The sequence below is a fragment of the Dyadobacter sp. SRI_021 genome, assembly GCF_057586235.1.
In genome coordinates this window covers 57,646-70,722 of the sequence record NZ_JBYCZM010000004.1, presented here as the reverse complement: position 1 = coordinate 70,722, position 13,077 = coordinate 57,646, and the positions used below count along the sequence as shown (strand labels likewise).

Genomic DNA, 13,077 nt, shown 5'->3' with positions numbered 1-13,077 from the left:
CAGTCTGTAACTAGCGGGCCGATTCATTTACTCAGTTCCCCGGAAATTCAATGCGACATACTATACTCCTGTTCAAATCCCTTTTTGTGCTCCTCTTTCTTCTCCGCGTGAATGCCGGCGCTGTGCAAGCGCAAGACCGTTGCGCGTCGATGGAGCTCCTCCAAAAACGGTTTACCGACAAACCCGCGCTCAAACTGATGTTCGACCAGCGGGAGCTACGTTTAAAACAGCTCATCAGGGAAAGGGTTGCTTCCGGGAGGTCGATGCGGACAACCGGCCTGGTCACGATTCCCGTCGTGTTCCATGTAGTGCTTAGCCGCCAGTCGATGGTGACCGACGCGCAGATCATGGCCCAGCTTGATACGATCAATAAGGATTACGCCGGGACGAATGCAGGGGCCGCCAAGGTTCCTTCCTATTTCAAATCGCTTTTCGGGCAGTCGGGCATTCAGTTCTGCCTCGCGCAGCGTACGCCCAACGACGCGCCCTCGACCGGGATTGTGCGTTACACGACCTCACGCAATTCATTTGACTATACCACCAATCAGGTAAAGCACGCCGAATCGGGGGGCGCCGATGCCTGGGATACCGATAAATACCTCAATATCTGGATTTGCGACCTGTCAGGTTCCACGCTGGGCTATGCCACTTTTCCGGATGACGGTGTAAAAGACGAACAGGGTGTGGCCATCGACTACGCGTCACTGCCGGGTGGAAGTGCTGCGGGTTTCAACCAGGGAAAAACATTGACCCATGAAATCGGCCATTATTTTAATCTGTACCACATTTGGGGTGACGATAATGGCGCTTGTACGGGTACCGACGAGGTAGATGATACCCCCAACCAAAGCAACAGCACGACCACCTGCCAAACGGGCATCGTCACCGACCGTTGCACGACCACTTCACCGGGCATCATGTACCAGAATTACATGGATTACACGCCCGATGCCTGTTTGTTTATGTTTACTAAAATGCAGGTGGCGAGAATGGAAACGGCGTTCAGTACTTATCGTTCACTGCTGGCGCTTTCCAACGGCTGTACGCCGGTGGACGTCAAGAAAAAAGACGCCTCCCTGAAAGCGATCCGCCAGCCTGCGCAGCGCATTTGCAGCAACTCGCTCACGCCGCAAATCACGCTGGTGAACAAGGGAAGTGAAACGCTTACGTCGGTGAAGATCCACGTGGCAATCGATAATGGAACCGCGCAGAGCTACAACTGGACCGGTTCGCTGGTCACTTACGCCCAAACAAACGTGACTTTACCTGCTCTTACCACAGTGGAAGGTAACCATGTGCTGAGTATTACTACGTCCAATCCAAACGGCGCGGCCGATGAGGATACTTCCAATGATGCTTTGAGTCTCGATTTCGTCTATTACGAGCCGTTTGCCGCTCCGGTGAAAGAAGGCTTTGAGGGGCTCTTTGCGCCACAGGGTTGGGATATTGTGAATGAAGACGGCGGCTCAACCTGGGAAAAGACGACCTCCGCATCCAAAACCGGCAGCGCTTCGGTGAAAATAGGGAACTTTGACAACCAGGTAGTAGGACAGCGCGATTACCTGCGCTCGCCGACGGTACGGATCGCCGGGGTCGACTCTGCATTTGTGTCGTTTCAGGTAGCAGCCGCGACCTACACGAATGCGTCAGCTCAGGGTAATGTGTGGGATACCTTGCAAGTACTTATCAGTACAGATTGCGGACAGACTTACACAAGTATCTACAAAAAATGGGGATCGAGCCTCATTACCCGCAGTGCGGCCACGCGTACCGCATTTACGCCGGGCGTGAACGAATGGCGGCGAGAAGAGATCAATATCGGCAGCTTCATCGGTCAGGGAGAAATCCTCGTCGCATTCCTGAATACCAACGGCAACGAAAATGATATTTACCTCGACGACATCAATATCCGGACTGTGACGGTGAATCCGAACCTGAAAGAAGCAGGCTTCCTGGTGACGCCCAACCCGACGAGCGGACAGGTGTCGGTGCAGTTCTACCCGCATCCTGAGAAGCTGAAATCCGTCTCGATTTACAACGTTGCGGGGCAGAAAATAAGGGAGACCGTCATTACCGGAGAAGTGGCTTCCAATGTTTACAATTTCGATCTGACCACCTACCCATCAGGGCTGTATGTTGTCAAAGCAGAGTTTGAAGACCGTGTGCTGACGAAGAAGATTGTGAAGAATTAAGAGAAGGAATTTTGAATGACCGAATGACTGAATAATTCGAATAATTCGAATATTCGGTCATTCAGTCATTCAATCATTCAGTCATTAATATATTCGCTTGACCACCACCTTGCTATTCGTTTGCGAAATGGCAAACTCTTTGGCGTTCTCATTGGGTGGTGCGATAAAAATCTGCTTTTTCTTCTTGCCGTCGGTGTTTACCCAGTTGGCCGAATAAATCTCCGGGAGCTGGCCGGTGTAGATCGGGTGATGGTCGGAGTACATGAACACTTCCTCCTGTTCGTAAGCTAATTCGAGGTCGCTTCCCTCGATCACATCACAGATGATCTTCAACCCGCCTGCCTCGTCGTCTACCAGACCTTTAATCCGGGCTTTGCCGTAAAAAGGATCTTCTTCAAATTCCCAACGGATGTAGTATTCGATTACGTTTCCGATCTGAGACTCAATATAGTCGGCAGTTAGCAGTTGTTCCTGGCGCATGGTCGAAGTTGGTTTTTACACTCCTTTAAACTAGGCAAAATTCAAACCCGCCCCTTGTGGGCGTTTTGACAAATGTAATCGTAAGCAGGATGTTTCCAAAAATAATAGGACGCGTTTCATAGATATTTGAAAAATTACCACCAAGTGGAGATTTGCAGTGGAGTAAGCTGTTGGAAGGGCGACTTTCATATAGTTGCATAGGTTAGTTGTGTAGATGTAATTCTTAATTATGTTATAGAAGTTTTTTGGAGCTCAGGAGTGACCGTTTTATCACCCGGGGGAACATAGCGGTATGGTTTTTGTCGGGCACTGGCTATTCAACATAATTTTCCGGGCACTGGCCCGTCACTTAGCCAAGATTGATATGAGAAAAACTCAACGAGCCAATGAGCCTGTACCATGTTCGGTCCCGCTCATTTTCCTGAGGATCGGTTTCTTCCTGTTACTGTTTTCCGGCCCGATATCCCGAAGTAGCGCACAGCAGGTAGGGCCGGATTCAACCCGAAAGGCCAAGCCCGATACGCTCACCACCCCGGTCCCGAAACCCGATCCTGCATCAACCCGACCGGCCTCCGATACCCTCCCCAAGCCTCGAAATACCACCGATTCTGCATCCAAATCCTCCTCTTCACCGCTGGTGAAACCCTCGCAGAACTTCGATCCGCTGACCAAACCAGCCCCTCAGAAAGATTCACTGAATAAACCCGACAGCACTGCCAAGCCCGCCCAGACCGGCAATGCAAACGCGACCCGACCGGCACAGAATGTGGTGCCCGACTCCGCCGCGGCACAGAGACCCGCGGGAGCTACCGACCCAGGTCCCAATGCACGCGAGATCAAAGGTGTGGTAAAAGATGAAAAGGGTGCAGGAATGCCCGGTGTGGCGGTTTTGGTGAAAGGGACCCAGATCCAGGCCATTACTGAGCCGGATGGTTCTTTCCAGATGAAAGTTCCTGCCAAGGGCGGCATATTGGTGTACAGTTTCGTCGGTTTTACCACGAAGGAAGTGCCGATCACCGGCCTTAGTACCTACGATGCGCAACTCGTTCCCGAAGCCAAGGCATTGAAGGAAGTGGTGGTGGTAGGGTATGGAGCCCAGAGCAAGCGCGACCTGGCGAGTTCGACCTCGCGGGTGGCTTCTCAGGAATATAAATCGGCGGTGATCAATACCATCGACCAGGCGATTCAAGGCCGGGCTACGGGTGTTCAAGTCGTGGAAAGTTCAGGTGAGCCGGGTGCTTCGGCGGTAGTGAGGATACGCGGTAATAACTCGCTGAGCGGGAATAATGAGCCGCTGTATGTCATCGATGGCTTCCCGATGCCCCCTTATCGGGAGGCGGGGACTAATTTCTATGGATCCTACACGCAAAACGGTTTGTACGGCATCAACCCGAACGATATTGAAAGTATGGAGATCCTGAAAGATGCTTCTGCCACAGCTATTTATGGCTCCCGCGGAGCAAATGGGGTGATCCTGATCACGACGAAATCGGGTAAGCGGGGCGAGGGCCGCGTGGAGCTCGTCAACAAGACTTCGTTCGGCCAGGTTGCCAATCCGATCCGGATGATGAACTCGCGGCAGTATGCCGAAGTGATCAACGAAAGTTTCCGCGTTACTAATCGCAATCCGCCATTCGAAAACCTGGACAGCAGCATGACGAATACGGATTGGGTGGATGCCATCACACAGCCGAGTTTCCGGCAGGATATTACGCTGAGTCTTTCAGGCGGCAGCCCTAAGTCGTCGTATTATATTTCTGGTAACTATCTCAAAGACAAGGGTACCATTATCAATTCGAATAACGACCGGGCAAGTTTGCGGGTCAATGTGAACAATGAGATCAATGACTGGTACACCGTCAAAGGCCAGCTTTCATTCTCCCGGCAAAAAAATAACCGCGCCGTGACTGCCTCACGTGCGTGGCCGACTTCGGGCGGGCTCATGGACGGCTTGCGGGCGGCACCCACGCTGGAACTGGACTACCTGGGCAACAATAGTTTGGGTATCCCTAACTATCAGGGTTACTATTTCTCCAATCCTTATAATGAGCTGATGGCGAAAACCGATGTGACGCAGAGTGATTATTCCATCCTGAACATCGAGAATTATTTCAAGATCGCTAACGGGCTGCAACTGGTCGTGAGCCTAGCGGGTAACCAGAACCTCACACGCCGCAAGGTATTCCTGCCGCCATCAACGGCCGAAGGAAATCAAGTAAAGGGGAAAGGGAGCAATAATACGGCCAATACATATAGCTACAACTTCAATTCGTACCTCCAATACGAAAAGACCTTCCGGAAGAACCACTACCTCAATACTACCCTGGGTGTGGAATATAACGACCAGACTGTTGAATTCCTCAACACCAACTCGTCGGGCTTCGATGTGCCGTTTTTCGGTGTCGATAATATCGGTACCGCATCCTCGCAGGTGATCGCCTCGTACAAGGAGAAACGCATTTTGCAATCAGGGTTCCTGCGGGCCAACTATACTTTCAAAGGAAGATACGTGCTCAATGCCTCGGTCCGTGCGGATGGTGCTTCCGCCTTCGCGGAGAACAAAAAGTACGGTATATTCCCGGCAGTAGCGGTGGCCTGGAATCTCGACCAGGAGGAGTTTATGAAGGGCGTTACCTTTGTCGCGAATACCAAATTCCGCGCGTCTTATGGTGAAACTGGCAGCCAGGCCATTTCGCCCTACTCGTCGCTGTCATTGTACAGTGCCGGTTTCTATGAAATGGGGCCCGGAGGCGATGGCGCTGTAATTAATACCGGCGTGTTTCCGAATACGATCGCCAATCCGAATCTTTCATGGGAAAGGACGAAGCAGTTCAACGTCGGGGTGGATTTCAATGCGGTCAAGGACCGGATCGTTCTAAGTTTCGATTATTACAACAAAGTCACTTCCGATCTGCTGCAACCGCGCAAAGTGCCAACTCAAGCGGGCGTGGGAACCATCATCGACAACTACGGAACCATGCGCAACCGCGGTGTGGAGCTGAGTGTCCAGGGAAATATTATTCAGAAGAAAAATGTGACCTATTCGACGCGCGTCAACATCTCAAGAAACGTAAATACGCTGGTCGACTTGGGCGACCGCACCCAGCCCGATTACGTGAATATCAACGGTAACCTGCTGGGTGGTGTTTCGGGCATCCTGATTCCAGGGCAGGAAGTAGGGCAGTTTTTTGGATACCGGGTCGACGGGCTGAGTCAAAAAGACGATTTCGACGCTAACGGTAACCCGAAATTTGCGACGTTCGAAGGGCCCGCGCCTGCCGGATCAAAAGGCAGCCCGCTTTACGGTGCATGGAAATACTCGGATATCAATGGCGACGGCATCATTACCGCCGACGACCGCGTGGTGCTAGGCAAATCGACGCCGGATTTCACATTCGGATGGAGCCACGACTTCACCTGGAAGAACTTCGCGGTGAATGCATTGTTTACGGGTTCCGTTGGAAATGACGTGCTCAACCTCACACGGTTCTACATCAGCAATGGGGTAGTCGATTACGGCGGGGTAGGGTTCAACCAGTCGGAAGAATGGTTCCAGCACCGCTACACGGAAGCCAAGCCGCATAACAACCCGAAATATCCAGGTGTGCAGCGCGGGATCGCCTCAGGGGATATCAACTCGGTAATGCTGGAAGACGGCAGTTTTGCCCGACTGAAAATGCTCACGGTTTCCTACACATTCCCGAGACTCGGCCCGATCCAGAACCCACGGCTTTTTGTGACAGGCACCAACCTATGGACCCTGACCAATTATTCCGGCTTCGATCCTGAAGTGAGCTCCTACGCGCAGTCACTGCTGCAACAGGGAATTGACTACGGTGCATACCCTGCGCAGCGCTCATACACCATAGGCTTCTCGTGCAATTTCTAGTGTTGACCAATGTATCTGAAAAAATGAAAATACATATCAAGATATCCGTGATGCTGCTGGCTCTGCTGGGCATTGCGGCCTGTAAAGATAACCTCGAAGAGTCGCCCTATTCGTCGCTGGGCAAGGATGTGGCATTCAAGGACGAGGACGGTCTGAATCAGGCGACGATCGGCGTATACCAGGCCTGGACTACGACCGATCATTCCGACATTTTCAATCGCTTTGTTCTGACCGAATCCGGCCACCGGTATGCGACGGCGGGCATTCTCGGTCCAGGTTCCGATCCTTACTACCGTTTTGCACATACTCCGGTATCGGGTGCATTCGAATCGGTTTGGGCGCGGTTTTACAAGATTATTTACCGTGCCAATACCGTGATCGACAATGCGAAGCTGGCCGTTCCCGGTGAAGAAGAGGAAGCGGACCCTTACATTGCCGAGGCACGCGTGCTGAGAGCTTACGCCTACTTCAACCTGGTAAGGCTGTTTGGAGGCGTGCCGCTGATATTGAAGGAGATCGGGTCATTTGAAGAAAAGGACCTCATTTTCGCACCCCGTGCGACCGACGCAGAAGTATATGAAGCTATCCTGGCCGATCTCGCATTTGCCGAAACCATCCTTCCGGATTCGCGCGGCGGAGCGGAGCTGGGGCGCGTTTCAGCAGGTACAGTGAAAGCGTTGATGGGTAAAGTGTACCTGACCATGGCAGGTAAGCCTTTGAACAGGACGGAAAACTATCAGAAGGCTATTGAAAAACTGAGTGAGTTGGTGGGGCCTGTAAACGAGGAAAAATACGATATGGAACTGCTGCCCAACTTCGCCGATGTATTTGCGCTGGCCAACGAGCGCAACCGTGAAATCGTGCTGTCGTTCGGTTATTTTGTCAATCCTTCGAACCAGAACGGGAATATATTGCCATTCCACCTGTTCCCGTCAGGTCTGGTGAACGGAGATGAGCAAACCAACTACGGTTTGACTTATGATTATTACAAACTGTTCGATAAAACCGACACGCGCCGTGACTACACGCTCGTTTCACGTTATGCGTTCACAGGCGGCGCGCGTGCGGGGGCCGAGCCCGGCGACAGCATCATCTACGACCCGACGACCTCGCATTACCTGAACCAGCGGACCAAAGAGCCGTTTTCACACGATGATTTCAAATACGGTATAGCCTTCGGCAAACTTGCGCGGGAAGCTCGCCCGGCGGGGGCTCCTGTGCAGGGGTATAGCGCGGACCTGATCGAAATGCGGTTTTCGGATGTGCTGCTGATGCTCGCCGAAGCGTTGGTGGAAACGGGCAAACCCGCCGAAGCGCTTCCCCTGCTCAACCGCGTCCGTGCCCGTGCGAAGGCGGCACCTTCCAAGGCGGCCGGCGTACCAGCATTGCGTGCCGCGATCCGCACCGAACGCAGGCTGGAACTAAGCGGCGAGTTTAATACCGTGTTCGATATCCGGCGCTGGGGAACATTGAAGGACGAGATCGCAGCGATGACCGACGACCAGATCGTCGACAATGTGCTCGTACCTTATTCGCCGCGCCTCGAACTTTATCCTATACCACAATCGCAGATCGACGCTAACCCGAATCTGCGGCAGAACGACGGCTGGTAGAAGGAAATACGGAGTTTCAGATGTAATTTCAGGTTTTTAAATTACACTATGAAAACTCCTTTCAAACAGGGTGTAGTATTGCTCGCTGGCCTCTGCCTGATGGCTTCCTGCCAGAAGCGTCTCTCCGTTTCCAAAACCGAATACAAACAGTACGGCATCGACCAGCAGGTCGGTGCCGATTCTGCTATAATCCGGTACTATCAGCCCTATAAGGCCAAAATGCAGGCCGAAATGAACCGGGTCGTCGGACAGACCGACGTGGCGCTCACCAAACCTTCGGACCCCGAAACGCTCATGGGCAATTTCTTCGCCGACGCTATGCTTAAAGAAGGTTTGAAGAAAGATCCCACCATCCAGTTCACGCTCGCAACCAAAGGCGGCCTGCGCACCACATTTCCGAAAGGTAATATCACCGTTTCCCATGTTTTCGAACTGATGCCGTTTGAAAATGAAATGGTAGTACTCAAACTGTCAGGGCCGAATGTACAGCAGGTGATTGATTTTATTGCTAAAAAAGATGGTGAGCCCGTGGCCGGTATCCGGATGAAAATCAGGGACAACCAAGCCTATGACGTCACCATCGGCGGTGAACCGTTTGACATTAACAAGACCTACAACCTGCTCACCTACGATTACCTCGCTGACGGTGGCGACGACCTGGAATGCCTCCGCAACCCGCTCGAACGCCGGGAGATCAATCAGAAGGTAAGAGAAGCATTGTTTGAAAATATCAGTGACCTGACGCGTCAGGGTAAGAAAATAACCACTCAACTCGATGGAAGAATTGTATCAGATAAATAGGAGGGATTTCCTCAAAAAGGGCGGCCTGGCTGCCGCTGCATTGGGTTTGGGTTCCGTGCCGGCTTTCGCCAGGCGCGATTCGGTCGTGCAGCTTACCATTCTCCATACCAACGATGTACACAGCCGCATCGATCCGTTCCCGATGGATGGTTCGCGCAACCAGGGACTCGGTGGCGTGGCAAGGCGGGCTGCACTGGTGAAGCAAATCCGTGCTGAACAGTCCAATGTGCTTTTGCTGGACGCAGGAGATGTTTTTCAGGGAACGCCGTATTTCAATTTGTATGGCGGAGAGCTGGAACTGACGATCATGAGCCAGATGGGTTACGACGCTGCAACAATGGGTAACCACGATTTTGACAACAGCATTGCCGGCTTCGCAAAGCAGCTCCCACACGCGAACTTTCCCTTCCTGGTCAGTAATTATGATTTCAATAACACTGAGTTGAAAGGCAAGACGCAGCCTTACAAGGTATTTAAAAAGCAGGGGCTGAAAATCGGCGTTTTCGGGGTTTGCATTGAGCTGGAAGGGTTGGTAAACAAGAAGAACTACCTGGAAACCATTTATCTCGACCCGATCGCGAAGGCTAACGAAATGGCTTTGCTGCTTAAAAATGAACAGCGTTGCGATTTCGTGATCTGCCTCTCGCACTTGGGATACAAATACAAAGAAAATAAAGTATCAGACCAGGTTTTGGCCAAATCCACACGTAATATCGATCTTATCATCGGTGGCCACACGCATACGTTTATGAAAGAGCCAGAGAATATCCTTAACCTGGACGGTAAGGTAACAACCATCAATCAGGTCGGTTTTGCGGGTATTAACCTCGGGCGGCTGGATTATTTCTTTGATCGCGAACGCGGTGAGCAGAAGATGGTATCGGGGGTGCTGCCGGTACACGAGTTTGTGTTGGGGTAATGTATGGTCAGGAATGGTCAGGTGTTGGCGGGTATCGTCAGGAGTAGTCATTAATGGTCAGGTATTATCACGCGTAGTCACTCATAATTGCAATAGGTAAAACAACACCTGACTATTCCTGACCACGCATGGCTATTCCTGACCACACCTGACTATTCCTGACCATCAATGACAAACATTCCCCTTTCCAACGCAACTCATTCAATATGCAAAAACTGCTGCCGTACCTTCTCTTCTTCCAAATCGATTTGGGCGAGGTGCTGGCGGATGATTTCTTCTTCGTAAGTCTCTTTTTTGTTGAACTCGTGCAGGATTTGTCTTTTGTATGCCAGTAATTCCTTGTTAATATCCTGGTAGCGTGTGATATACGCATGGCCGGCTTCTCCTTCTTCAAATTCCCTTACGTGATCTAAAAAACCGAGGTCGCTTTCCAGTTTGAATTTTAGTCCCCGCAGGAGTTCGTGGCTGTCGATTTCATCGGCGTATTTCTCGTTGATCAAATCCAGCGAGGCTTTCGCGAGTTTGCGGCGGATGATCACATCCTGTTCTTGCGCTGGGATTTCGTAATCGCGGTCTTCTGCCTGCATCCACCGGGCTACGGCCGGTAAGGTAAGCCCCTGAAAAACCAGCGTTACCAAAATCACCACAAAAGTGATAAAGAGAATCATGTTCCGTTGAGGAAATGGCTGACCGTTGTCGAGCAGTAGTGGAATCGACAATGCCGAAGCAAGTGAAACTACCCCGCGCATACCGGCCCAACCAAAAATTATAGGCATCCTGTACCCCGGGCTACTGTCAGCGGTTTTGATAAATCGACTGATGAACACCGTGAAAATGGATGCGCCCAGCGTGCTCGCAATGCGGGTAACTATTACAACTGCGGAAATGATCAGCCCATACTTGATCGCCTCGCCGAGTGACGCTTCGCCAAAGCCCTGGATAATCACGGGCAGTTCCAGCCCGATGAGCATGAAGACGATGCCGTTCAGCACAAAGCCGACGGTCGACCATACATTTATGCCCTGAATGCGGCTCAAATGGCTCAGAATGCTGTGCTGGTTGCGGGACAGAAACAGCCCCCCGGTGACGACGGCAATGACGCCTGAAAAATGGAATTCCTCCGCAGCGATATACATGGCATAAGGTGCTACGAATGTCAGGATTGTGTCGATACTCGGCGTGGTGGGGAGCCAGCGGAGGATGGCATAGAAGATGAGCGCAATGCCGAGACCGATCGCAAAACCCATTCCGATGACCAGGAAAAAGCTGCCTATCGCTTCGGTAAGGACGAAACTGCCCGAAGCGACCGCTACCAATGCGAACCGGAAGACGATCAGGGAAGAGGCGTCATTCAGCAGACTTTCGCCTTCGGCAATGGTAATGAGGCGCTTGGGGACTTTCACGTTCTGCAGAATAGAGGTGGTAGCTACTGCGTCGGGCGGCGAAATGATGCCGCCGAGCAGGAAGCCCAGCGCGAGCGTGAACCCGGGTATGACCGCCTGCGATACGTACGCGATCACGCACGAGGTGAGTATCACAATAATAAAAGCAAACGAGCCGATCACGCGCCGCCATTTCCAGAAATCCTTCCAGGACGTCTGCCAGGCTGCTTCGTAGAGCAGCGGTGGCAGGAAAATAAGAAATATCAGTTGGGGATCGATCTCTACCGACGGCAGGCCAGGGATGACGCTCAGCACAAGCCCGCCGAGAACGAGCACAATCGGGTAAGCGATTTTGATCCTTTGCGCCAGCATGACCAGGAACATGATCACTACCACCAGCGAAAGGTAGAGAATAATGGATTCGTGCATAAAATTCGTTCAGAGTCGGCTTATCGGATGTACAATTTAATACCGTTGGTCGATTTTAAAACAATCTGCGGATGCATTCCTACACTGAAACCCGGCTCGCGCACAAAATCAAAGCGTTTTATAAGGGCCGCCAGTACCAGCTGCATTTCCATCAGGGCAAACTGCTGTCCGATGCAAATCCGTGGCCCGGCGCCAAATGGCAGGTAGTTGAATTTTGCCCGGTTTTTGACGGTTTCGGCCTGAAAGTTTTCCGGGTTGAATGCAGTTGGATTTTCCCAGAGATCAGGATTGCGGTGCAGCTCGAAGATCGACATGAATACGGAACTTCCCTTTGGAATACCATAACCTTCGATTTCCTGATCGACCGTGCTCTCGCGCGTCATGGTCCACGCGGGCGGGTATAGGCGAAGCCCTTCCTCTACAACTTGTCGGGTGTAGGGCATTTGAATGAGCTGCTCGAAGCCGGGAACCTTGTCGAAAATTTCGCTTTCCTTCCGGATCCTCGCCACAATCTCCGGCTGGGCCGAGAGCTCCCAAAGCAGCCAGCTGAGTCCCGTCGCCGAGGTTTCGTGGCCGGCTGCAAACATGGTAATAGCTTCGTCGCGGATTTGTTCGTCGTTCATTTGCTCGCCGGTTTCTTCGTCGGTGCTGTCGAGCAGCAGTTGGAGCAGGTCGTTGGGCGTCTCGCCGGACAGGCGTCGTTTCCGGATAAAGTCGTAAACCAGGCTGTTGAAATACGCCAGGTCGGATTTGAAGCGCCGGTCCTCACCGTTAATGGCCATCAACGGCAGGCGGTAAGGCTTGCGCACACGCGTGACCAGGTACGTCTGCGTGCGGCTTACCTGCCTGTAAATCTGCTCCTTGTCTTCGGTATTCATATTCCCGAACAAGGTTTTGAGCGCGATATCGGAGGTAATGCCCATCATTTTGGCATCGATATCGACGGCCTCTTTATCCCGGAATTGTTCCAGTTCTTCGATGAATGCAGCCGCCAGTTCACCCATGGTGAGAAACAGTTCCTGCAAGCGCTCGCGGTGGAATGCGGGCTGCACGAGCCTCCTTTGCCTTAACCAGAAGTCCCCATCGCTGATCACCAGGCCGTTCCCGAGTACAGGCCTGAGCATTTTGACCGAATTTCCCTTTCTGAAATTTTTATGGTGCTGTTGCAGTACGTGCCGGAAAAAGGCAGGGTCGCGGGTAACAATGAATTCCCTGAACAACCGGATCTTGAAAGTATCCCCGCATTCGTCGAAGCCTTGTCGTAAAAAACGCAGCGGATCGCGCGCAAAGCGGATCGCGGAGAACAACGGAAACGGGCCGATCTTGAATTCGGGAATGGGACGCATAGGACAGGAAGTATTGAGAATTACCG

General features: G+C 52.1%; 8 protein-coding genes. 5 read left to right on the top strand and 3 right to left on the bottom strand.

Features of this window, described 5'->3' with window-relative positions; all coding sequences use genetic code 11:
- Nucleotides 1–86: 86 nt before the first annotated feature.
- Entirely contained in the window at nt 87–2,192 is a 2,106-nt protein-coding gene (locus AC2YIT_RS13255) for a M43 family zinc metalloprotease (RefSeq protein ID WP_487279467.1), read from the top strand.
- An 84-nt stretch (nt 2,193–2,276) separates the two neighbouring features.
- Here AC2YIT_RS13255 and AC2YIT_RS13250 read toward each other — a convergent pair whose 3' ends face one another.
- Nucleotides 2,277–2,672: a hypothetical protein gene (locus AC2YIT_RS13250; protein WP_291202302.1), complete on the bottom strand. Its 396-nt coding sequence runs from the start codon at nt 2,670–2,672 to the stop codon at nt 2,277–2,279.
- A 364-nt stretch (nt 2,673–3,036) separates the two neighbouring features.
- Here AC2YIT_RS13250 and AC2YIT_RS13245 point away from each other — a divergent pair, with 364 nt between their 5' ends.
- Genes AC2YIT_RS13245 through AC2YIT_RS13230 form a run of 4 tightly spaced genes read left to right on the top strand, consistent with a single transcriptional unit; the run spans nt 3,037 to nt 9,894 of the window.
- Nucleotides 3,037–6,561, top strand: coding sequence for a SusC/RagA family TonB-linked outer membrane protein (locus AC2YIT_RS13245; RefSeq protein WP_487279466.1), 3,525 nt, complete (start codon nt 3,037–3,039; stop codon nt 6,559–6,561).
- A gap of 23 nt (nt 6,562–6,584) precedes the next feature.
- The gene (locus AC2YIT_RS13240; RefSeq protein WP_430845922.1) at nt 6,585–8,174 is read left to right on the top strand and encodes a RagB/SusD family nutrient uptake outer membrane protein; all 1,590 of its coding nucleotides are present in this window, start codon (nt 6,585–6,587) and stop codon (nt 8,172–8,174) included.
- Nucleotides 8,175–8,222: 48 nt separating this feature from the next.
- Nucleotides 8,223–8,975 (top strand): 5'-nucleotidase C-terminal domain-containing protein, encoded by a 753-nt coding sequence (locus tag AC2YIT_RS13235; RefSeq protein WP_487279465.1) that lies wholly within the window; start codon nt 8,223–8,225, stop codon nt 8,973–8,975.
- Entirely contained in the window at nt 8,950–9,894 is a 945-nt protein-coding gene (locus AC2YIT_RS13230; RefSeq protein WP_487279464.1) for a bifunctional metallophosphatase/5'-nucleotidase, read from the top strand. Before AC2YIT_RS13235 ends, AC2YIT_RS13230 begins: the two co-directional genes overlap by 26 nt.
- 197 nt (nt 9,895–10,091) lie before the next feature.
- Here the strand turns inward: AC2YIT_RS13230 and AC2YIT_RS13225 are convergent, their stop codons facing one another.
- Together AC2YIT_RS13225 and AC2YIT_RS13220 are read right to left on the bottom strand one after the other, a co-directional pair.
- Entirely contained in the window at nt 10,092–11,705 is a 1,614-nt protein-coding gene (locus tag AC2YIT_RS13225; protein WP_487279463.1) for a Na+/H+ antiporter, read from the bottom strand.
- A gap of 20 nt (nt 11,706–11,725) precedes the next feature.
- Nucleotides 11,726–13,051 (bottom strand): cytochrome P450, encoded by a 1,326-nt coding sequence (locus AC2YIT_RS13220; protein WP_487279462.1) that lies wholly within the window; start codon nt 13,049–13,051, stop codon nt 11,726–11,728.
- Nucleotides 13,052–13,077 lie beyond the last annotated feature (26 nt).